The 21,935-nt window shown below is 32.2% G+C and carries 19 protein-coding genes and 1 tRNA gene; 10 read left to right on the forward strand and 10 right to left on the reverse strand.

The annotated features are described in order from the left end of the window. The first annotated feature begins 24 nt into the window (after positions 1-24). A complete protein-coding gene (locus VCM48_RS10950; protein WP_482270527.1) occupies positions 25-1,005 on the forward strand; it encodes an acyl-ACP desaturase in 981 nt (326 codons plus the stop codon). 31 nt (positions 1,006-1,036) lie between these two features. On the opposite strand, the gene VCM48_RS10955 is transcribed toward VCM48_RS10950, so the two are convergent. Beyond that, positions 1,037-1,822, reverse strand: coding sequence for an amidohydrolase (locus tag VCM48_RS10955; RefSeq protein WP_482270528.1), 786 nt, complete (start codon positions 1,820-1,822; stop codon positions 1,037-1,039). A gap of 77 nt (positions 1,823-1,899) precedes the next feature. On the opposite strand from VCM48_RS10955, the gene VCM48_RS10960 reads away from it, so the two are divergent. Further along, positions 1,900-4,656: a PD-(D/E)XK nuclease family protein gene (locus tag VCM48_RS10960; RefSeq protein WP_482270529.1), complete on the forward strand. Its 2,757-nt coding sequence runs from the start codon at positions 1,900-1,902 to the stop codon at positions 4,654-4,656. Here VCM48_RS10960 and VCM48_RS10965 read toward each other — a convergent pair. From VCM48_RS10965 to VCM48_RS10975, 3 genes are all read right to left on the reverse strand, one after another. Then, positions 4,653-5,036 carry a GNAT family N-acetyltransferase gene (locus VCM48_RS10965; RefSeq protein WP_482270530.1) on the reverse strand — a complete coding sequence of 128 codons (384 nt, stop codon included), beginning with the start codon at positions 5,034-5,036 and terminating at the stop codon, positions 4,653-4,655. The genes VCM48_RS10960 and VCM48_RS10965 overlap by 4 nt on opposite strands. 163 nt (positions 5,037-5,199) lie before the next feature. After that, a tRNA-Ala gene (locus VCM48_RS10970) sits at positions 5,200-5,273 on the reverse strand. A gap of 64 nt (positions 5,274-5,337) precedes the next feature. Further along, complete coding sequence (locus tag VCM48_RS10975) at positions 5,338-5,760, reverse strand: molybdenum cofactor biosynthesis protein MoaE (protein WP_482270531.1); 423 nt, start codon at positions 5,758-5,760, stop codon at positions 5,338-5,340. Positions 5,761-5,872: 112 nt separating this feature from the next. Here VCM48_RS10975 and VCM48_RS10980 point away from each other — a divergent pair, with 112 nt between their 5' ends. Together VCM48_RS10980 and VCM48_RS10985 are read left to right on the forward strand one after the other, a co-directional pair. Then, complete coding sequence (locus VCM48_RS10980) at positions 5,873-7,060, forward strand: phosphoglycerate kinase (RefSeq protein ID WP_482270532.1); 1,188 nt, start codon at positions 5,873-5,875, stop codon at positions 7,058-7,060. Positions 7,061-7,192: 132 nt separating this feature from the next. Beyond that, positions 7,193-8,233 (forward strand): NADP(H)-dependent aldo-keto reductase, encoded by a 1,041-nt coding sequence (locus VCM48_RS10985; protein WP_482270533.1) that lies wholly within the window; start codon positions 7,193-7,195, stop codon positions 8,231-8,233. Positions 8,234-8,304: 71 nt separating this feature from the next. On the opposite strand, the gene VCM48_RS10990 is transcribed toward VCM48_RS10985, so the two are convergent. The 3 genes from VCM48_RS10990 to trpS form a co-directional block, all read right to left on the reverse strand. After that, the gene (locus VCM48_RS10990; protein WP_482270534.1) at positions 8,305-8,610 is read right to left on the reverse strand and encodes a DUF6370 family protein; all 306 of its coding nucleotides are present in this window, start codon (positions 8,608-8,610) and stop codon (positions 8,305-8,307) included. A gap of 80 nt (positions 8,611-8,690) precedes the next feature. After that, positions 8,691-8,945, reverse strand: coding sequence for a hypothetical protein (locus tag VCM48_RS10995; RefSeq protein WP_115899774.1), 255 nt, complete (start codon positions 8,943-8,945; stop codon positions 8,691-8,693). 140 nt (positions 8,946-9,085) lie between these two features. After that, positions 9,086-10,054: a tryptophan--tRNA ligase gene (trpS, locus tag VCM48_RS11000; protein ID WP_482270535.1), complete on the reverse strand. Its 969-nt coding sequence runs from the start codon at positions 10,052-10,054 to the stop codon at positions 9,086-9,088. Between the two features lie 171 nt (positions 10,055-10,225). Between trpS and VCM48_RS11005 the strand changes: the two genes are divergently transcribed. The 3 genes from VCM48_RS11005 to VCM48_RS11015 all read left to right on the forward strand — a co-directional run bounded on the left by VCM48_RS11005 (position 10,226) and on the right by VCM48_RS11015 (position 14,914). After that, positions 10,226-11,017 (forward strand): lysophospholipid acyltransferase family protein, encoded by a 792-nt coding sequence (locus tag VCM48_RS11005; protein ID WP_482270536.1) that lies wholly within the window; start codon positions 10,226-10,228, stop codon positions 11,015-11,017. Then, entirely contained in the window at positions 10,989-11,630 is a 642-nt protein-coding gene (gene trhA / locus VCM48_RS11010) for a PAQR family membrane homeostasis protein TrhA (protein ID WP_482270537.1), read from the forward strand. The genes VCM48_RS11005 and trhA overlap by 29 nt, the downstream gene beginning before the upstream one ends. 149 nt (positions 11,631-11,779) lie before the next feature. Continuing rightward, complete coding sequence (locus tag VCM48_RS11015; protein WP_482270538.1) at positions 11,780-14,914, forward strand: M43 family zinc metalloprotease; 3,135 nt, start codon at positions 11,780-11,782, stop codon at positions 14,912-14,914. Between the two features lie 56 nt (positions 14,915-14,970). Here VCM48_RS11015 and VCM48_RS11020 read toward each other — a convergent pair whose 3' ends face one another. Continuing rightward, positions 14,971-15,441 (reverse strand): CYTH domain-containing protein, encoded by a 471-nt coding sequence (locus tag VCM48_RS11020; RefSeq protein ID WP_482270539.1) that lies wholly within the window; start codon positions 15,439-15,441, stop codon positions 14,971-14,973. A 92-nt stretch (positions 15,442-15,533) separates the two neighbouring features. On the opposite strand from VCM48_RS11020, the gene recO reads away from it, so the two are divergent. The 3 genes from recO to VCM48_RS11035 are packed head-to-tail and all read left to right on the forward strand — an operon-like array spanning position 15,534 to position 19,016. Continuing rightward, complete coding sequence (gene recO / locus VCM48_RS11025) at positions 15,534-16,256, forward strand: DNA repair protein RecO (protein WP_482270540.1); 723 nt, start codon at positions 15,534-15,536, stop codon at positions 16,254-16,256. Between the two features lies 1 nt (position 16,257). Continuing rightward, on the forward strand, positions 16,258-18,723 hold the full coding sequence (locus tag VCM48_RS11030) for a TonB-dependent receptor (protein ID WP_482270541.1): 2,466 nt from the start codon (positions 16,258-16,260) through the stop codon (positions 18,721-18,723). A gap of 11 nt (positions 18,724-18,734) precedes the next feature. Then, positions 18,735-19,016 carry a DUF3817 domain-containing protein gene (locus VCM48_RS11035; RefSeq protein WP_274639002.1) on the forward strand — a complete coding sequence of 94 codons (282 nt, stop codon included), beginning with the start codon at positions 18,735-18,737 and terminating at the stop codon, positions 19,014-19,016. Between the two features lie 84 nt (positions 19,017-19,100). On the opposite strand, the gene moaD is transcribed toward VCM48_RS11035, so the two are convergent. Both moaD and VCM48_RS11045 read right to left on the reverse strand, forming a co-directional pair. After that, positions 19,101-19,343 carry a molybdopterin converting factor subunit 1 gene (gene moaD, locus VCM48_RS11040; RefSeq protein ID WP_482270542.1) on the reverse strand — a complete coding sequence of 81 codons (243 nt, stop codon included), beginning with the start codon at positions 19,341-19,343 and terminating at the stop codon, positions 19,101-19,103. A gap of 9 nt (positions 19,344-19,352) precedes the next feature. Beyond that, positions 19,353-21,818: a DUF5686 and carboxypeptidase regulatory-like domain-containing protein gene (locus tag VCM48_RS11045; RefSeq protein ID WP_482270543.1), complete on the reverse strand. Its 2,466-nt coding sequence runs from the start codon at positions 21,816-21,818 to the stop codon at positions 19,353-19,355. Positions 21,819-21,935: the final 117 nt, after the last annotated feature.

Below are 21,935 nucleotides of genomic sequence, written 5' to 3' on the forward strand. Positions count from 1 at the left end.
AAATATAAACCCTTAAAGTAAATTATGTCAATACAAAACATTCGAAAGGAAGTAATGCAAACGCTGGAAAAAAATATAGACAGTTTTGTAGACAAGTTCTTAATGCCAATTGAAAAAATTTGGCAACCAACCGATTTTTTACCCAATTCACAACAAGATTCTTTTATAGAAGAAGTAAAAGAGATTCAAGAACTATCAAAAGAGCTTGATGATGATTTTTGGGTGGTTTTAGTAGGAGATACTATTACCGAAGAAGCTTTACCAACTTATGAATCTTGGTTATTAGACTTAGATGGAGTAACACAACAACCAGATAATGGTTGGGCAAAATGGATTCGTGCTTGGACCGCTGAAGAAAACCGTCATGGAGATGTGTTAAATAAGTACTTATACCTATCTGGAAGAGTAAACATGCGTGAGGTAGAAGTATCAACACAACACTTAATTGCTGACGGATTTGATATTGGTACGGCTACCGATCCTTACAAAAACTTTGTGTATACAAGTTTTCAGGAATTAGCAACGTATGTTTCGCACTTAAACGTTGCTAAAATAGCAAAGAAAAAAGGACACAAAGCCTTGGCAAAAATGTCTCGAATTATTGCAGGAGATGAAATGCGTCACCACTTAGCATATACTGAGTTTGTAAAAGAAATCTTTAAGATTGATCCAAGTGAAATGATGTTAGCGTTTCAACACATGATGAAGCATAAAATTGTAATGCCTGCAATGCATTTAAGAGAGTCATTTGGAGAGAAAGGAAGTCTGTTTGATGATTTTTCAACCGTTGCGCAAAGAATAGGTGTGTACACTGGTTTTGATTATGTTGATATCGTAAGAAAACTAAATGAAGCTTGGGAAATAGATAAGATTACTAATCTAACTCCAGAAGCAGAAAAAGCACGAGATTTCTTAATGAAATTACCAGACAGAATGTACCGAATCACTGAACGTATCGTAGTACCGGATACAAAATTCAATTTTAAATGGATGATTCCTGCATAAAAATAAAAAAGCAACCTAATAGGTTGCTTTTTTATTGAAGTATAAATTCGTCTCTATCATCTAAGAATTGAAATCGATTACGAGTTTTTATTTGTTCATCTTTATCTAATTCAACAACCAATATTTCTTCATCTCCTTTATTATTTTTAGCTAAACAGTTTCCTAAAGTATCATAGCAAACCGTATTACCAGTATATTCATAACCGTTGGCGTCTACTCCTACTCTATTCATACCAATGGTGTAACTCATGTTTTCAATAGCACGTGCTTTTAATAAACTATCCCAAGCTTCAATACGCGGTTTAGGCCAACTCGCCACATATAACAATAAATCATAGTTTTCAGTATTTCTAGCCCATATAGGAAAGCGCAAATCATAACAAATTAACGGACAAATCTTCCAGCCTTTATAGTCAACTATAATTCTATTAGTTCCTGCAGAAAAAACCTCATGTTCACCCGCTAGGGTAAACGTATGTTTTTTATCATAGGTGTCTATTTTTCCTGAAGGATGCAAGAATAACAATCGATTGTAAAAATGGTCATTTTCACGAATAACAATACTACCAGTAATAGCTATAGATTTTTTTTGAGCTAAATTTTGTAGCCATTGTACTGTTTCACCTTCCATAGTTTCAGCAATATCCGAAGCATTCATAGTGAAACCAGTAGTAAACATTTCAGGTAAAATAACTAAGTCGATATCTTCAGTCAAACTGTTTATTTTTTCCTCAAATTGTTTTCTGTTTGCTGTTGGATTTTCCCAAATTAAATCCGATTGAATCAAAGCTACTCTTAAGTGATTCGTTGTGTTCATGAATATAGGCTATTTGTACTCTCAAAAATAGGATAAAAATTGTACTTTCGATTCAAGCTAAAATCATTTTATAAAAAATGCAGTCTTTTATTTCAGAAACGTTAGATACTATTTTACAAAGCACCAAATCGTTTGAGAATGTTGTGTTTGTGCTGCCTTCACAAAGGGCGGGAGTTTTTGTAAAAGAAACGTTTAAAAATAAAATTTCTGCAGGCTTCTTACCAGAAATTATAAATATTGGTGATTTCGTTGAAGAAATTTCTGAAATGAAAAAGATAGATGCTGTTCAACTTCTTTTCCATTTTTATACCATTTACAAAGAGCAAGAAGAAAATCCTGATTCGTTTGATGTGTTTTCATCTTGGGCATTTACGGTGTTACAAGACTTTAATGAAATCGATCAGCATTTAATCAATACACGAGAAATCTTTGTGTATTTACGCGATATACATCGCTTACGAAAATGGTCGGTAAAAGGAGAGTTTCAAGAAACTGAACTGATGAAAGATCATTTTGCTTTCATGGAAAAGTTGAACAAATATTATGATGCTTTTTATCAGTTTTTACTTGAAAATAATATCGGATATCAAGGAGTTTTGTATAGAGAAGCAACCAAAAAAGTAGAAAACTTCATTAGTGAAAATCATAAAAAAAAGTACTTTTTTATAGGGTTTAATGCTTTAAATGCTGCGGAAGAGTTCTTGTTTGAACAATTCTTATTAAACGGAAAAGCAGAAGCCTATTGGGATATTGATAAAACGTTTTATGAGAGTCAACACCAAGCAGGAAGTTTTTTAAGAAAGTACAAAACTCGCTGGAAATACTATCAACAATACCCAATTCAAACTATTAAAGAGTACTTTTCAGAAGAGAAACATATTGAAGTAATTGGAGCCTCTAAAAACATTACACAGATAAAATATGCAGGTGAAATTTTAGCCAAACTTCCTAATTATAATAACACAGCATTGGTGTTGGCAGATGAAACACTGTTGCCGATTACCTTAAATTCATTACCAGAAACCGTAAATGCGGTAAATATTACAATGGGATATCCGCTAAAAGATATTCCTACAACAAGTTTAGTTTTTGCAATCTTTCATTTATTTATCAATCAAGAAAAGTTAGAAAAGAAGGAAGAAAACCTTTTTTATCATAAAGATGTAGTCAGGTTAGTAAAAGACGCAACAATTTATACACTACTTCAGTTAAATGAAGAAAAGAATATTGCAGATGTAATTTCAGAAGCTGTAGCCAAAGAAAATAACACATTTGTTAGTCAAGAAGAAATAGTTACTTTTTTATCCCCTGTAAGTGAAGAAATAAAGAAAATTACAAAGAATGTTTTTAATCCGTTTTCATCAATTAGTGAATTTTTAAACAGAATAATAGAGTTGATTAATTTGCTAAAAGAGAATGCGAATGAACTAGAAAAAGAATATTTATTCCGTTTTTACACCGCGTTTACTCAGCTGCAAAACTTACATAATGAATTTGGTTATGTACAAGACTTAAAAACTTTGCATCAATTTTTTAGACAATTAATCCAGTCAGAAAGTTTATCCTTTCAGGGAGAACCATTACAGGGATTACAGTTAATGGGAGTGTTAGAAACACGTGTGTTAGATTTTGAAAATGTAATCATAACTTCAGTAAATGAAGGGATTTTACCAGCCAATCAACAGCAAAACACTTTTATTCCTTTTGATGTAAAAATAGAGTTTGGATTGCCAACCTATAGAGAAAAAGATGCACTTTTCTCGTACCACTTTTTTAGATTACTACAACGTGCAAAAAATATTTACATTTTGTATAATACAGAGCATGATGTGTTTGGAAGTGGAGAGAAAAGCCGTTTTGTAACGCAGTTAGAAATGATGCGAGATGATATTACAGAAAAAATTATAAGTCCTAAAGTAGTAACATCACCTGTGCAGTTAAAAGAAATTCAAAAAGAAGAAAAAGTATTAGAACGCTTACAAGAATTAGCTCAAAAAGGAATTTCTCCATCAGCATTAACTAATTATTTGTATAATCCGATTGCTTTTTACAAGCAGAAAATTTTAAAAATTAATGAACTAGACGACGTTGAAGAAACGGTTGCTGCAAATACTATGGGAACTGTTGTGCATGATACCTTGGAAGAATTATATAAACCCTTTGAAGGTAAATTTCTGCAAGCAGGAGATGTTGAGAATATGCAGAAAAAAACAAAAGAACTCGTAACTTTTTATTTCTCAAAACATTTTAAAAATGGAGATTTAACCACAGGAAAGAATCGATTGATTTTTGAAGTTGCGAATCGTTTTGTAGAGAATTTCTTAGCTAAAGAAAAACAACTCTTAAAAGACGAAAACAATGAACTGAAAGTAGTGGCTACTGAGCAAGAGTTATCTTCAGAAATTATGGTTGAAGGAATTAACTTTCCTATAAAAATAAAAGGAATTGTAGATCGTATTGATGAGCTCAATGGAGTTACTAGAATTATCGATTATAAAACAGGCATGGTGGATAGTACAAACTTAAAAGTACTCGATTTTGAAACTATACGAGATTTAAAGTACCACAAAGCTATTCAGGTGATGCTGTATGCGTTTTTGTATACGCAATACACACAGTTTAATTTTGAAAAACCATTAGCAGCAGGAATAATTTCGTTTAAAAACTTAAAAAGTGGTTTTTTACAAATGAATTTTTCATCCAACTACCGAAAGCCTGATAATTCCATTACACAAGAAAAATTAGAAGAATTTATGGCTGAAATAAAGAATCTGTTAACGGAATTATACGACCCGACAATCAATTTTATTGAGCCTACCGATTTACCTTATTAAATCTCTAAATAAATAATTTCCCAGTCATGATTGTTACTTCTGTAGGTTTTTAACGTTTTAAAACCAATGGCTTTGTGCGCATTCATTGAACGCATATTTTCTTCATCTACTTCAGTAATAATAGAATGGTATATTCCAGTGAATTCTTCTTTCATTTTAGTATACAATCCTCTAAAAACACCTTTTCCACGAAAGTTTTTGTTTATACATACTTGCCCCATTAAAATATACGGTTTAGCTCCTTTTGAAGTTGTATCTATCTCGTCAAACATAGGGATGAGAATAGGAATGTCATTTCTAAAATCTTTAGACATTGAAAGAGCATAGCCAATGACTTTACCATCATTTCTAGCAATGATATGCGGGTGTACATCGTTCATTTTTTGTAGTATTTCTAAATCATGACGAACGGTAACAAAACCTTGTTTTTTTTATCTGTTTCTGATAATTTTTCGGGTAAGTTTTGTTGTTGCAATTCCAATATCTGAAGCAAATCTTTTTGGTTAGTAGCCGTAGTAAATTCAATCATGATAAAAAAAATAGTGGAGCATATCGGAGTCGAACCGATGACCTTTTGACTGCCAGTCAAACGCTCTAGCCAACTGAGCTAATGCCCCAATGTAAAACTTCTCACATTCATTTTACGTTGTTAGAAATGACTTCATTTCAAATATAACATTTTTAAGGATGTGCATTTACCCAAACCTCACCATCTTCAAAAAATTCTTTTTTCCAAATAGGAACTGTTTCTTTCAAGGTGTCAATAGCATACTGGCAAGCTTCAAAAGCAGCTTTTCTGTGTGGAGAAGAAACCGTAATAATTACAGGAATATCACCAATAGTTAACAAACCTTCTGCATGGTGAATGGCAATTTTGGTAACACCAAATTTTTCTAAGGCAGCATCTGCAATTTTTTGCATTTCTTTTATGGCCATTGGTTTATAAGTAGAGAAATCTAATTGAGTCACTTCCTTATTTTGCGTAGCGTTTCTAACGGTGCCTACAAAAACAGCAATTCCACCGCAAGAAGGATCATCTACAAAATTGTAACAATCTTGTAGGTTAAGTTTATCCGAAGTTATTTTTATAGAAGTTGTATTCATAATCTCCAGTATGTAAGTTTAACAAAGATATAAGATTGAAAGCTCAAAAAGAATAGAAACCAATCAGATTTAAATAATTATTTTTGTTAGCTGAAACAGAACACAACTTAAGATGAAAACATTGAACGATTTCAATTTTGAAAATAAAAAAGCATTAATCCGTGTAGATTTTAATGTGCCATTAAACGATACTTTTGAAGTAACTGACGATACAAGAATTCAAGCAGCAAAACCAACTATTATAAAAATATTAGAAGATGGTGGTAGCTGTGTTTTAATGTCTCACTTAGGGCGTCCAAAAGGAAAAGAAGATCAATTTTCGTTACGTCATATTGTTAGTAAGGTAACAGAAGTATTAGGTGTACAAGTTAAGTTTGTAGATGACTGTATTGGTTCAACTGTTGAAGATGTGGTTACAAACTTAAAAAGTGGTGAGGTTTTATTATTAGAAAACTTACGTTTTTATTCAGAAGAAAAATCTGGAGATGTTACTTTCGCTGAACAATTGTCTAAATGGGGAGATGTGTATGTAAATGATGCTTTTGGTACAGCACACAGAGCGCATGCTTCTACTGCAATTATTGCACAATTTTTTCCAGAAAATAAATGCTTCGGAAACTTATTAGCAACAGAGATTGAAAGTATTGATAAAGTATTAAACAATTCAGAAAAACCAGTAACGGCTATTTTAGGAGGAGCAAAAGTGTCGTCTAAAATTGGAGTGATTGAAAATATTATCGAAAAAGTAGATCATATCATTGTTGGTGGAGGAATGACATTTACGTTTATCAAAGCTTTAGGAGGAAAAATTGGAAACTCATTAGTTGAAGACGATAAATTAGAGTTGGCTTTGGAAATATTAGCCAAAGCAAAAGAAAACAATACAGAAATTCATTTACCAGTAGATGCAGTTATTGCAGATGCTTTTTCAAAAGATGCCAATACACAAGTAGTAGACACGAATGAAATTCCTGATGGATGGATGGGGTTAGATTGTGGAACTAAAACTGTTGAAAAGTTTGCTGAAGTTATCGCAAAGTCTAAAACGATTTTATGGAATGGGCCTTTAGGTGTTTTTGAAATGGAAAAATTTGCCCAAGGAACTATTGGTTTAGGAAATGCGATTGCGGAAGCTACTAAAAATGGAGCTTTCTCGTTAGTAGGAGGAGGAGATTCGGTTGCTGCTGTAAAACAATTCGGATTTGCGGATAAAGTGAGTTATGTATCTACAGGTGGAGGAGCGATGTTAGAAATGTTAGAAGGACAAACCTTACCAGGAATTGAAGCAATTTTAAAATAATTCGTCATTTCGAGCGGTAGCGAGAAATCTCATTAAGGAAGTAACTTTCAAGTTAAAGATTTCTCAATCGAAACTCTTTCGAAATGACTATTGGTTTGCAGTAAAGTAAGCCTTTAATAATTACAGAATAATATGAAATATACAACACTACCCAATACCGATGTAAAAGTTTCAAAAATTTGTTTAGGAACTATGACATGGGGACGACAAAATACAGAAGCCGAAGGTCATGAACAAATGGATTATGCCTTAGAACAAGGGGTGAACTTTTTTGATACTGCGGAATTGTATTCTGTACCTGCGACTCCAGAGACATATGGGGCAACTGAGAAAATTATAGGTTCTTGGTTCAAAAAAACAGGAAATAGAGAGAAAGTAGTGTTAGCGTCTAAAATAGCAGGTGGAGGTGATTACACAGCTCATATTAGAACAGGTGGTTTCAATAGAAAGAATATAAGTGAAGCAATTGAAGGTAGCTTAAAACGCTTACAAACCGATTATATCGACTTATACCAACTGCATTGGCCAGATCGTGGTGTAAATTGTTTTGGGGTACGTGATTATCCGTATAAAACCTCTGCAGAAGAAGCTGAAAAGCATATAGAAATTTTAGAAACGCTGAATGATTTTGTGAAACAAGGAAAGATTAAACACGTTGGTTTGTCTAACGAAACACCTTGGGGAACGATGAAATACTTACAAACTGCAGAACAACATGGTTTACCAAGAATGGTGACAATTCAAAACTCATACTCATTAATTCATAGAGGGTATGAAGTTGGAATGTCTGAGGTTTCGATGAGAGAAAATATAGGTTTGTTAGCGTACTCTCCATTAGCACAAGGAGTATTAACAGGAAAATATATCGATGGAAAAACTCCAGAAGGAGCAAGGGGAACTTTATTTCCACGTTTTATTGCGCGATATAAAAATGAAGGCTCGGAAAAAGCAGTTTTAGAGTATCAAAAAATAGCGAATAAACACGGATTAACGTTAACTGAACTATCATTAGCATATATCAATCAGCTGCCATTTGTAACGAGCAATATTATTGGAGCTACAAAAATGAGTCAGTTAAAAGAGAATATTAATTCTATTAATATTGAATTGTCTGATACTATTTTAGAAGAGATAGAAGCGGTGCACAAAGCTATTCCGAATCCAGCTCCATAACTTGAATAGAATTTAAAATTAAAAAACCGAAGTAGTAATTACTTCGGTTTTTTTATCTTTTTTGTTTAAAACTATTCTTCAATTATTTTAAAAGAGGTAGCTTTGAACCTTCCGTTTTCAATTTTTCCAGTAACTTCTGCTTTTCTAACAACATTACAAAAACCGATATTTTTATCATGGGCATCACCATAATCATCAATGTGTGCACCATCAATAAAATAGGCTTGTCCATCTATTTTTACAGCTAAATCACAGCCATGTTGGCTATCTAAACCAAACTTACATTGACCGCATGAAGCTTCTACTATTTGTGTTTTTTCTTTTGGAGTACTACAGGCAACGATTCCTAAGAATACTAAAATTAATAATTTTTTCATGTTGTGAATTTATAAAAATAAGCATAAAAAACCCAGAATAAATTTATTCTGGGTTTAGTTAATTATGATATTTAAACCTCCTAGCTCTCCTCTTCACCAACAAGTTCTCCTTGCGTGGTTACAGAGCCAGTAGTTGCGTTTCCATATACTGGAGTTTCATTTCTTAGAATATCAATTACTCTAGCAAAATTATCAGCTGTCATATATGGAGTTTCTTGTCTTTTCCCCTGAAATGTCGTAAAGTAAAACTTACCCAAATCAATTTTAGGATCCCATAAAGCTTGATAACCTTTCAATTTTGTCCATCCTGTAGTTCCTTGTGCATAATGTGGCATAATATGTTAGTTTGAGGTTAATAGTAGTGTAAAACTATCAAAAAACACAACTAACAAAGGTTACCTATTCCCTTTTTTTCATAGGGATATACTCCTGATTTTTTAAGGATAAAATGACTTATTTACTAGATGATATATAATTAGTATCCTATCTTTTCTCTAACTCTCTGTAGTACATCTTTGGCAATTAAACGAGCTTTTTCTGCACCTACAGCTAAAGCTTCATCAATTTCATTACGGTTTTCCATATAGTGATTATACTTAGCACGTACATCAGCAAACTTATCGATAATCAATTCATATAAAGCTTGTTTTGCATGTCCGTAGCCATAACCTCCATTTTCATAATTAGTACGCATTTCAGCTATTTGCTCTTCAGAAGCTAATAATTTATACAAAGCGAAAACATTATCAGTATCTGGATCTTTTGGATCTTCTAGAGCTTTACTGTCTGTTTGAATCCCCATAACTTGCTTACGTAACTTCTTGTCTGGTAAGAAAATGTTGATGAAATTATTTCGTGATTTACTCATTTTTTCACCATCAGTTCCAGGAACTAATTTTGTGTTTTCATTTATCTTTGCTTGAGGTGGAACTAAAGTTTCACCCACAATATTATTAAACCTGTTAGCAACGTCGCGTGTCATTTCTAAATGCTGCAATTGATCTTTTCCTACAGGAACAACTTCAGCATCATACAATAAAATATCCGCAGCCATTAACATAGGGTATGTAAATAGCCCAGCATTTACATCAGCTAAACGATCAGCTTTATCTTTAAAACCATGTGCTAATGTTAAACGTTGGTATGGAAAAAAACAGCTTAAATACCAAGTTAATTCAGTAACTTCAGGAATATCACTTTGGCGATAAAATACTGTTTTATTAATGTCAATACCACAGGCAAGCCAAGTAGCCGCAACACTATAGGTGTTTTCTCGCAATTCGTTTCCGTCTTTAATCTGTGTTAAAGAATGCATGTCGGCAATAAAAATAAACGATTCGTTTTTAGAATCATTTGCCATTTCAATTGCAGGTAAAATTGCTCCTAATAAATTCCCTAAATGTGGGGTTCCTGTACTTTGTACTCCTGTTAAAATTCTTGACATAAGTCTGTTTTGAAATGTTTTTAAATAAGTGCTTGCTTAAGTGAGCAAAAATAAGCTTAAAATTTATCAAACAAAAGAAATTACTACATTCGCATATTAGGGGAACCTTGATACTAAATTTTTTTGATAGAAGAAGTACAAGGTTAGTTAGTTGATTATAATTTAGAAGAATTGAAGTATATATTTTTTCCTATTCGTTTTATTTGGCGTGTTTGGTTCTACACACTAATTGTAGTTTCAATATTAATAATGGCGCCTTTTATGCTGGTTTTAACTTCAGATGAAAAGTATTATCCAGTTTTTTGGAAGGTGGTAAGAGCATGGGCTTATTTTTTAATCTACGGAATGGGGTTCCGATTAAAAGTTGAAAAAGAGCAAGAAATTGATCGAAACAAAAGTTATATGTTTTGTGCTAACCATGCGTCATTTATAGATCCATGGATTCTAATAGCTATGAGTAAAAACCCAATAGTTTTCGTTGGGAACAAAGAATTAGCAAAATTTCCAATTTTTGGTTTCTTTTACAAAAAAGTGGTTATTGTAGTTGATAGAAGTGATTTAGAAAGCCGAAAAAGAGTATACGAAGAAGCTCATAGTAGGTTAAAGAATGGAACAAGTGTTGCTATTTTTCCTGAAGGATTAGTACCTGCTGAAAACATTGTTTTAGCACCGTTTAAAAACGGAGCATTTAGCTTAGCTATCGAGCACCAAATACCGATTGTTCCTCAAGTGTATTATGATGGAAAACGTTTATTTTCTTGGGATTTTTTTAAAGGATCTCCAGGAATACTTAGAGTAAAACAATGCGCATTTATTGAAACGGATAACTTAAAAGCTAAGGATAAGAAAAAACTTAAAGAAGAAACATATGATGTGATATACAATGAATTAATAAATGATGAGTTGTATATGAAGGATACTAATCGACCTAACAATGAGCGAGAATTTAAATCACTTTTATAGCGAAAAAGAAGAAAGATTAAACATCCTTACTCACGGGTTTGGTTTGCTACTAAGTATAGTAGCTCTTCCCTTTCTTATCCAAAAATCACTAAGTTATCATAACTTTTGGAAAGCTGCTAGTTTCTGTATTTACGGATTGAGTTTAGTAATTTTATATGCAGCATCTACTTTTTATCATGCTGCAAAAAAACCTAAGCTTAGGAGGAGACTTAATATTTTTGATCACGCAGCTATTTATGTATTAATTGCTGGAACATATACTCCATTTTGTTTAGTTGTATTACCATCAAAATTAGGTTGGTATATGTTTATTTTTGTTTGGTTATTTGCCATTACCGGAGTTGTATTAAAGTTATTTTTTACAGGACGGTTTGATAAACTATCAACTGCGTTGTACTTATTAATGGGATGGCAAGTTGTTTTTGTAATAAAACCTTTAATGGAAAATTTATCAAATGAAGGGTTGTCGTATCTTTTTCTTGGTGGAGTTTTTTATACCGTTGGAGCTATTTTCTATTCCTTAAAAAAAATAAAGTATAGTCATGCAACCTTCCATGTTTTTGTATTGTTGGGTAGTTTGAGTCATTTTTTAGCTATTTTCTTTATTGACTAACTTTTTACGGTAAAAAAATAAAATATCTGTAAAATTAAAGTTAAAAAACTTGTTATAGGTAATTTATTGTTTGTATTGGTTAGTATTGTATCAAATTGATTTGATTTATAACTGTAGGTTTGTTTTAAGTAATTTAAAATCAATCAATTATGAGACAAAAGAATATTTTGTTACCCTTCTTCTTTTTGTTGTTTTTCTGTGTTGAGACTGCGCCAGCTCAAGACTGTAAGGTTACAAGTGAAAATCAAAAGGTATTTTTAAAATACCCCGAATCAAAAAAAGAATTTGACAAATTTAACAGCTACACAAAAAATGTAGTTAGAAAAAAACAAACTTCACTTTTTAATAAAGTTGGAGAGACTTATACCATTCCAGTGGTTGTACATGTTTATGGTTCAGTTCAGCACGGACAAACTGTAACATATGATAAAATAAAAGTTGCGTTAGATAAATTGAATGAGGATTTTAACGGACTTAATGATGACTTTAATACCGTTGACCCTGTTTTTTCAGGAAGAAGAGGTACTCTTAGTATTAGATTTGCTTTAGCAAAGATAGATCCTAACGGAGGTAGTACTAATGGCGTGGTTTTTTATCCAGAAAAATCAGGATATGGAAACGGAGGTGGTTATGACGATCAAATTTCAGCAGACGCTTGGGATAACTATAAGTATATGAATGTATACATTATGGGAGACTTATATGCTGATGGAAGCGCAACAAATTCTGGCGTTGCATGGTATCCAAATACTGCAATGTCTGATAATAATACTGCTAGAGTAGTTTATAATGGACGATACATTCATGGGAATACGGATAAAGAGTTTGCTTCGGTATTAACGCATGAATTTGGTCATTGGTTAAACCTTATACATACGTTTGAAGGTGGGTGTAATGACCCAAATGGAGATTATGTAGATGATACTCCAAAAGAAGATTCTAATTCAGGAGATGATGGATGTACGGTTGGAGCAAGTGATTGTGGTAATTTAATTAATTATGAAAACTACATGGGGTACGATGCTGCTGCTGGTTGTGGAAAAATGTTTACACAAGGACAAATTGATAGAATGCTTACAGCATTACAGCATCCAGCCCGTAAGCCTTTGTGGCAACCTGCAAACCTAACGGCTACAGGAGTAAATTTAAATGGAGCATCTCTAATAGTAGACTCTACTACGGTAGAAGAAGCATTATCAAATGATGGTTCAATAGTTGATGAGACCAAAAACATATCTATTGAAGGAGCTACTTTCTCAGTTTCTTCAGGAAGTTTAACTTCTGGAACTCATTTTGATGCTAATCTTCCTCAAGGGTTGTCAGCTCAAGTAACTGTACTTAATAATAAAACATTAAGTGTAAAATTTATAGGACAAGTAACAAATCATTCTAAATCAAATAATACGACTGGTTCTATTACGTTTAAAGATGCTGCAATTTCTGGAGGAACATCCTCTTTGAACTCTAGTAAAGTAACGTTTGATTTTTCTTTTTATGATCCTTATAAAGTGGTGTATTTTGATAACCAAGATTACATAGCTAATTCAGGAAACACATGGACGTTTTTTGCAATAGATGGCGCTAGTAGTAGTTGGTTTGGAACTTTTTATGAGAATAACTCATTAATATTAGAAACATATAAAAAGGCATTAGTATGTCAATCCGGAACTAGAAATGTGAAACCAATTGAGTTGAATACAGTGATTGATCAACAAAGTTCTTGGGTTGATGGAGGCGCATATCCTGATTTGCATGTAATTAGAAATGCAAGTTATACCTCTTGGGATGGTAAAACTGCTTATATAGGTTTTCAATTAGAATTATACACAGGAAAAACTAATTACGGTTGGTTCAGAGTTAGTGTTAACAATGACGGCACGTCATATACGTTACTAGATTATGCATATAGTACAGAACCTTTTGGAGCAATCAAAGCTGGAAGTAAAGTGTGGGATGGAAATACAGGGGCTACTTGTAGCGATGGAATTCAAAATGGAGATGAAACTGGTGTAGACTGTGGTGGTTCTTGTGAGCCTTGTGCAGTGGTATATTGTGATTCCAACGGAAAGAGTGTAAATGATGAATTCATTAGTAAAGTTGAATTAAATAGCATTAGTAATAGTTCGTCAGGATCAAGTGGCGGATATGAAGATTATACACCTACAGTATCAACTAACTTATCAAAAGGAGGAGATTATACAATAACCATAACACCAAGCTGGAGTAGTACTGTTTATTCTGAAGGATATAGTGTTTGGATTGATTATAATCAAGACGGAGATTTTATAGATGCAGGTGAGCAAGTTTGGAGTAAAGCAGCGTCAAAAGATACTTCAGTAACAGGGCAATTTACTGTGCCTAGTTCAGCAATTTCAGGAGATACTAGAATGAGAGTGTCTATGAAATATAACAGTATACCTACGTCTTGTGAATCGTTTAGTTATGGAGAGGTAGAGGATTATAAGGTTGTTATTGGTGATGGAAACTGTAGTGATGGAATTCAAAATGGAGATGAAACAGGAGTTGACTGTGGAGGTTCTTGTGAACCGTGTAGTACAAATGATGATATTGTATATGTTGATATAGATGACCTAACGGTAACCTCAAGTGATCCTTGGAAGTTTTTTAGAATTGAAGTAGGAGACGATGCAGATTATGGAGCTTGGTATACTAGCAACTCAGTGCGATTAGAAACTTACAATAAAAATATTGTTTGTGAAGGAACAACTAGTAACGTGTCTTATTTAGCAGAAGGGGTTTCTGTTGGAACGCCAAGTAACTTTATAACAAACTCTAGTCCTTATACAATTAGCTCGTCCAATTATACATCTTGGAATGGAAAGACTGGTTTTATCGGGTTTACTTTTAAAATAAACGGAAACATACACTATGGATGGTTTCATGTTTTGGTAGCAAACGATGGATTATCTTATACGTTGACAGATTATGCTTACAATAAAACGGCCAATTTGCCAATTACAACAGTAACAAGAAGTGGAGTTGTAGGACCTAACGATGAAAAGTTAAATAATAGTGGAGTTATCTCTGCAATACCTAACCCATTTGTAACACAAACAAAAATTGATATTTCCAGTATTTCAAAAGATGGAGCTATTCGATTAGATGTGTATGATTTATTGGGAAGACATGTACATAGTAAAGAGATTCAATCCCCTTCTACATTTATATTAATAGATGAAAGTATACTAAAGAAAGAAGGTATGTATTTGTTAAAGATACAGTCAGAAAAACAAGTAAAAACTCTTAGTATTCTAAAAAAATAAGAAAAGAGTTTTAATTAGGGGAGTAAAAGCTGTTTGAAAATTTTTCAAACAGCTTTTTACCACTTATTATAAGGTAATTTACTTAGGTTGGAGTTGTAGTATTTGGTAATTCCAGTAACCTCTTTACCTAACCACTCAGGTTTTGTAAAACTTTCATTTTCATTCTCTAATTCAACTTCAGCAATAAGCAATCCACTATTGTCTCCTAAAAACTCATCTACTTCAAAAGTATGACTGTCAATTTTTACTAAATATCTATACTTTTCAATACTACCTTTTTCACATAAATCAAAAAGACTTTCAGCTTCTTTTTTATCAATTTCTTTTTCCCATTCAAATCGAGTAGTTCCATTAGCATTTGATGGTCCTTTAATGGTTAAAAAACCAGTATCGTCTTTTAAACGAACTCGTACTACTCTTTCTTTATCTGAATTTAAAAAACCTTGTTTTATGTAGTTTTTTTGAAAAGCTTCTTGTTTAAACTCAGTAGATTTTACCAAGAATTTTCGCTCTATCTCTGTTGCCATGCTAAAGGAATCAATTTTACACGAATGTACTATTTTTGTTGATATTATTGGTATATCTTTGATTAATGATTTTAATAGTTAAACTTGGTTAAATGGCAGTAATTACTACAAAAGCCATTGTTTTAAGCTCTCTTAAATATGGAGATACTAGTTTGGTTGTAAAATGTTTTACTTTACAAGAAGGAGTAAAGTCGTACATGATAAAAGGAGTGCTAAAATCAAAAAAAGGAAAGTTAAAGCCTGCGCACTTTCAACCACTAACACAATTAAATCTTACTGCAAATCACAGCAATAAAAGCTCGTTACATTCTATTAAAGAAGTGCAAGTGATTCATCCGTATGAAACCATTTATACCTCTATAGTAAAACAATCAATTGTACTGTTTTTATCAGAAGTGTTATCATATATTTTACAAGAAGAGGAAGAAAATAATCCTTTATACAGTTATATTGAAACATCTTTAATTTGGTTAGATACACATGATGAGGTTGCAAACTTTCACTTACTATTTTTATTAAATTTATCTAAGTATTTAGGCTTTTATCCAGATACAACCAATATTGATAAAACAGCATTTAATTTGTTAGAAGGAAGTTTTACTGATACTGAATATGAAAAATTAACGATTTCAGGAAAAGAAATAATGCTGTTTAAAAGCTTGTTAGGCATAAATTTTGATGTGATTAACTCAATTTCTTATTCAAAAAAAGAAAGACAAATTATTCTCCGAATTATAGTTCAGTATTATGAATTACACTTGGAGGGATTTAGAAAACCTAAATCATTAGATATTTTAGAAACCGTATTTAATTAATATGAAACACAGAATTACTGTATTTTTTTTACTTTTTGTTACCACAATTTTTTCTCAAACCATTACTGTTATTGATGCTGAAACAGGTAAGCCTGTAGAGGCTGTTGCTGTTTTTAATAAAGATAAAACAACATCGGCGGTAAGTGATGAATTAGGAAAAATTGATATTTCTGACTTTAAGAAAAATGAGTTGCTTACGTTTACCCATGTGTCATATGCTCAGTATCAAGAAAAAAAATCAGTAATAAAAAAGAATAACTACCATGTTTATTTATCAAAAAACTCAGAACAATTAGATGAGGTAGTTGTCTCTGTTTTTAAAAACAGAGAAAAAACTAATCGTATTGCAGAACAAATTGCGGTAGTATCTTCAAAAGAAATAGAGAAATTATCACCACAAACATCAGCAGATTTATTAGCGAGTGTTCCAGGGATAAAAGTTCAGAAATCACAGTTCGGAGGAGGAAGTCCTGTTTTACGCGGAATGGAAAGTAACCGAGTTCTTTTGGTAGTTGACGGTGTTCGTATGAACAATGCAATTTATCGAAAAGGACACTTACAAAACTCAATAACAGTAGCTCCAAATTTATTAGACAGAACAGAAGTTGTTTTTGGTCCGTCGTCAGTAATTTATGGTTCTGATGCATTAGGTGGGGTTATTCACTATTATACCAAAACCCCAAAACTATCGGAAAAAGGTAGTGAAATTAAAGGAAATACATTTTTGCGATATAGTTCAGCAAATAATGAAGTAACCAATGTGGTTTCTGCTGAATTAAGATTTAAAAAATGGGCATCTTTTACAAGTATAGCTCATAGTAATTTTGGAGACTTAAAGATGGGAGAAAATCGTTCTCATGGCTTTGATAATTGGGGAAAGGTTCCTTATTACTCCAATAATACAAACACTTTTTATAGTGATACGCCAGTTGCTAACTCTGACCAAAATTTACAAAGAAATACAGGTTACAGTCAAACAGATGTATTGCAAAAGTTTTATGTGCCTTTTTCAAAAAATACAGATTTTAAATTAAACATTCAATATTCAACTTCTTCTGATATACCTCGTTTTGATAAGTTAAATGAATTGAAAAAAGGAAGTTTAAAATTTGCTGAATGGTATTACGGACCTCAAGAACGTTTGTTGATTTCTCCGCAGTTAATTATCAACCCAAAGAAAAAGTGGATGGATAATGGAACCATCACTTTAGCTTATCAAAATATAAAAGAAAGTCGTATTCAACGAAAGTTTGGAAGCCTAGATAGATCTTACAGAAAAGAAAGTGTGGATGCTTTTAGTTTGAATGGAGATTTTACAGTACCGTTAGCAGAAAATAGAAATTTAGGATATGGAATTGAAGTAACTTACAATGATGTGGAATCTAATTCTTACGGAAAAACGTTACGAGTTAATGATAATAACATAATTGGCTTTGATGGAGATTTTACAGTACAGTCGCGTTACCCTGATGGAGGAAGTAGTTATTTGAGCTCTGCTTTTTATGTAGATTACCGTCAAAATATTAATAGCAAATCAACATTAAACACAGGAATTAGAGGAACAAATACAGTATTGAAAGCAAAGTGGTTGGACGAAACTTTTATTGATATTCCTCAAAATGATATTCAGTTAGATAATCAATCATTAACAGCAACTATAGGGTATGTATACAAGCCTAATAAAACATGGCAGTTAAATACAGTATTATCTTCTGGTTTTAGATCACCAAACATTGATGATGTAGGAAAGATAAGAGAGAAGAACGGAAAAGTAACTATACCAAATATTAGTTTAAAACCAGAACATGCATATAATGTTGAAATAGGTGCTCAAAAATATTTTAATAATAGAAAATTTAGAGTTGGGGCAAATGTGTATTATACTTTATTGAATAACTACATCTATAGAGAGAGTTTTGAGCTGAATGGAAGCTCAACTATCGAATATGATGGAGAAGACGGAGCCATTGTTGCTAATGTAAATAAAGGAACAGCATATGTTACTGGTGCCACAGTAAGTTATCAAGGTAAACTACATAGAAACTGGAATACTTCTGGGTTTGTTACTTATACTTATGGTAAAACTTATGATACTAACGAACCAATGTCGTCTATTCCACCGTTATTTGGTCGTTTTGATTTAAGTTATGTAAACAACAAGTTTGAAGGAGGTGCTAATTTAGTTTTTAATGCGAAAAAAGATATTTCAGACTATAATATAACTGAAGGTATTGATAACCATGAACAAACACCAATTGTTAACGCGAATGCTACCGAAGATATTGATAAATACTACGGAAGTCCTAGTTGGATGACTGTTGGATTATACGGTAAATTCCAGTTCACAAAAAACATAGCTTTACAAGCGCAATTGTCTAACTTATTTGATGAACATTATAAGGAATTTGCTTCTGGAGTTTCAGCTGCAGGACGTAATATTTCAGTATCTTTGCTAACCAATTTTTAAGTAAAAATTCAATGATTAATTTTTTTAAGTTAGTAAGTTTATTAGAAGGAATATCTTATATTTTATTACTTTTTATAGCGGTTCCAATTAAATATTTACAAGGAAATCCAGAGTATGTAAAAATGTTGGGTATGCCTCACGGATTATTATTTGTAGGATACATAGTGTTAGCAATCATGTTAAAGTATGAGCTAAACTGGAATGGTAAAACTTTCGGAATTGTTTGTTTACTTTCTATCTTACCTTTCGGAACATTTTTTGTCGGAAAATATCTTAAACAAGAAACCGTATAACAACAATGGGGTAACGTTCTCATGTAGCAATGTATAAATGTAAAATTGAGACATTATCAAATTTTCAAATTACTACATTGAATATCATCCTCCGCTAACTGGAGGAATAATTGCGATTACATCATTTTCTTTTATGAGTATATCGTCTGTAGCGTAACTTTCGTTAATAGCTACAGCATACGAACTCATTTTTTGTAGCTCAGGGAATTCTGATAAAAGAAATTCTTTAAAGTTAGCAACAGTACTTTTGTTAGGAAGTTCAATTTCTAATGAAGAACTATCAACTAAATCTGTTGCCATGCCGAAAAATAGAATGCTTATTTTCATATAACAAATCTACAATTTTATACCGAAAACAACTCTGTTTTCATGTTTTCCGTTAAAGTAAGAGCGAGCAAAATCTACACGTAAAAAACGCCACTTTCCAATACCAACATTATCTAAACCAATAGCAAATTCAGAATAAGGTTTGTTACCCGCAGTAAATAATCCTTTTGCTCCAGTAACTAGATGAAAGTTAAGTTTGTTTAACAAAGGAACCTTACTTAATAATGCTCCTTTAAAGTTATATTCTCCATGGAGCTCAGCGTATTTATCATTAGAACTTAACTTATAATATGGAAGCAGATAAAAGTTGTTCAAATAGTTGTCTTTTGGAGCTATTAACAAGCGATTTCCGTTAAAATGAGCATAATCTATAAACGGAATGTCTTTTTTCTCTAAAAACATACCTCCTTTCGTTTTGTAAGCAAATTCACCCCAGTTGCCTAAATTTATTTGTTGATACAATTGAGAAAAAACCACATCTGAATTCCACTCAGAATTTCCTGATCCGAAGTTTTTTTGATAGCCAATGTATAGTGATGGGTACTTACGACTAGGAATGTTGTATTTTCCATCAGGATATGATAAATATTTTTGTCCAAAATTAATGTTCGCTCCTAAAGAAAAAGTCCACATTTGATGAGGTGTAAAACCTGTTGAAAAATCGGCAGGGTTTTGCGGATTGTTAGAAGTATAATCTATATCATCTTGTGGAAACATTACATAATTAGTCGTGTTAAATAATGGTTTCCTATCTGCAAACTCTAAAGAAGAAAACATACGTATTCCATTAGTGACTTCTTTAGAAAAGGATGCTTTAGCAAACGTTTTCTCGTAAATTTTTAAATAGTTTCTTTCAAAACCAATAGAACTTATTGTGTTCCAAAACTTAGAAATAGGCTGTTTTGGGTTAAATTGTGGTGTGGCTATTCCTCCAGAAATTGTTAAAACAGGTCGTGTAGTATTGTTCCAGCGATAGTTAAAGTTGGCTGTAGGACGCACTTTTTTCTCTGAAAAACCATAATTAATATCAGCCCCAATACTAAAACGTTTTCCTTTTTTGTTAAGTGATTTTCGGTAGTTAATACCTAAAGAAGAATTCCATCCTTGCACCGTATTAAAGTTAAGATTTTCAACAGGAGAAGAAGTGCTTATCGACCACTTATTATAAGAATTTTGATAAGTGTAACCAGAAAGAATATCCAAGGGTTTAAATTTATTGTTTTTTGTATCAATCGAATCTAAATATTTCTTCGATTTTCGAATGGTTTTTATGCTGTCTTTTAATTTGTAATCCGATATTTCTTCAGAAGTTAAAGTTACAGGGCGAATTTTATTCCAATATACTGAATCCTTTTCAGTAGCATTTTCTGCAAACGAAAGCACTTCGTTACCAAAAGTATCTTTAGTAAAATTAGGATTAAAATTATAGTTAGAATAAGCAGCAGAAAAGCGTCCGTTAAAATGAAACCCAAATAACCCAGCTTTAAAATCTATGGTTTGAGTAACGGGCACCCAAGCTTTGTTTTTAGTAGAAAAATTATAGTTCTGTTTAATATGTAGAGAATCTACAATAGGCAAGCTTATTTGTGCGCCAGTAACAATAACATCTGCACCATAAACAGCCCAATCATCTTCAACTATATAGATGAATCCACTAAAAACCCGATCATTTTTACGTTTTGGTAAAAGTTGAATTTTGTTAATTAGTGTTCCGTTTTTATCATAAAAAACACCCGTTAGTTTATAATTGTAATAACCAAAAGCACCATTTGCAATAGGAGAAATAACTTTAACATCAGCCAAATCAAAAGAATTTTCATAAAAGTTAAAATTTACTTCTTCTGCTTGATTAAAACTAATACCGTTGTCTTGTCCGCTAACTTTTGAAGCTATAATATGTTCTTTAAAGTTTTTAGGTCTTTTTTGGAAAGCGATTTTTGAGACCGTTTCAGAAAGGTATACCACACCACTTCGGGTAGAGTCTAGTCCACCGCCCATATCACCAATGTCTTGTCCTAAAAACTTCTTCGGTAAATCTTTTACCTTAAACAAACCACGAGAGTAAAAATCGGCAGTATACTCAGCAAACTTATCTGTGTTTTTAGCTTTATTAGCAATAGCATTTCTAATAATTTTGTTAGCAGGGTTTTCTTCAGAAGAAACAACCACTTCATCTAAGGTAACCTCTTCTTCAGCCAAAACAACATTTAGTATAAAAGGAAAAGAGTTGATTTCAACCGTTTTTTTAATGGTTTTATAACCTAACATTTGAAATATTACTGTGTGCTGTCCTATTGAGTTAAAGGCTAACTCATAGTCACCATTTGTATTGGATGTAGTGCCTGTTATAGTATTTTCTAAATAGACACTTACAAAAGAAATAGGTTGGTTTTTAGTATTGGTTACCTTTCCTGTAATTTGAGAAAAGGTTATTGAAGAGCATATTAGAAATAAAAATGTAGTTATAATTTTCATAGTCAGTTAGTTGTTGGTAACAAACATAAAAGAAGAACTTTGTAAAGTGTATTTAAGAAGTGTTAAATAACTTACAAAGTTCTCTTAATATAATGTAAGACTACGAAAAATAAAAAA

The sequence above is a fragment of the Tenacibaculum sp. DPLXC6 genome (assembly GCF_056815515.1).

Bases quoted from the DNA above. Each gene is read 5' to 3' on its own strand.
- moaD (WP_482270542.1), bottom strand. From the start codon at position 19,343: ATGAAAATAAGCATTCTATTTTTCGGCATGGCAACAGATTTAGTTGAT.
- VCM48_RS10985 (WP_482270533.1), top strand. From the start codon at position 7,193: ATGAAATATACAACACTACCCAATACCGATGTAAAAGTTTCAAAAATT.
- VCM48_RS10965 (WP_482270530.1), bottom strand. From the start codon at position 5,036: ATGAACGATGTACACCCGCATATCATTGCTAGAAATGATGGTAAAGTC.
- VCM48_RS10960 (WP_482270529.1), top strand. From the start codon at position 1,900: ATGCAGTCTTTTATTTCAGAAACGTTAGATACTATTTTACAAAGCACC.
- VCM48_RS11015 (WP_482270538.1), top strand. From the start codon at position 11,780: ATGAGACAAAAGAATATTTTGTTACCCTTCTTCTTTTTGTTGTTTTTC.
- VCM48_RS10995 (WP_115899774.1), bottom strand. From the start codon at position 8,945: ATGCCACATTATGCACAAGGAACTACAGGATGGACAAAATTGAAAGGT.
- VCM48_RS10950 (WP_482270527.1), top strand. From the start codon at position 25: ATGTCAATACAAAACATTCGAAAGGAAGTAATGCAAACGCTGGAAAAA.
- VCM48_RS11030 (WP_482270541.1), top strand. From the start codon at position 16,258: ATGAAACACAGAATTACTGTATTTTTTTTACTTTTTGTTACCACAATT.
- VCM48_RS10990 (WP_482270534.1), bottom strand. From the start codon at position 8,610: ATGAAAAAATTATTAATTTTAGTATTCTTAGGAATCGTTGCCTGTAGT.
- trpS (WP_482270535.1), bottom strand. From the start codon at position 10,054: ATGTCAAGAATTTTAACAGGAGTACAAAGTACAGGAACCCCACATTTA.
- VCM48_RS11020 (WP_482270539.1), bottom strand. From the start codon at position 15,441: ATGGCAACAGAGATAGAGCGAAAATTCTTGGTAAAATCTACTGAGTTT.
- VCM48_RS10975 (WP_482270531.1), bottom strand. From the start codon at position 5,760: ATGAATACAACTTCTATAAAAATAACTTCGGATAAACTTAACCTACAA.
- VCM48_RS11045 (WP_482270543.1), bottom strand. From the start codon at position 21,818: ATGAAAATTATAACTACATTTTTATTTCTAATATGCTCTTCAATAACC.
- VCM48_RS10980 (WP_482270532.1), top strand. From the start codon at position 5,873: ATGAAAACATTGAACGATTTCAATTTTGAAAATAAAAAAGCATTAATC.
- recO (WP_482270540.1), top strand. From the start codon at position 15,534: ATGGCAGTAATTACTACAAAAGCCATTGTTTTAAGCTCTCTTAAATAT.
- VCM48_RS11035 (WP_274639002.1), top strand. From the start codon at position 18,735: ATGATTAATTTTTTTAAGTTAGTAAGTTTATTAGAAGGAATATCTTAT.
- VCM48_RS10955 (WP_482270528.1), bottom strand. From the start codon at position 1,822: ATGAACACAACGAATCACTTAAGAGTAGCTTTGATTCAATCGGATTTA.
- trhA (WP_482270537.1), top strand. From the start codon at position 10,989: ATGAGCGAGAATTTAAATCACTTTTATAGCGAAAAAGAAGAAAGATTA.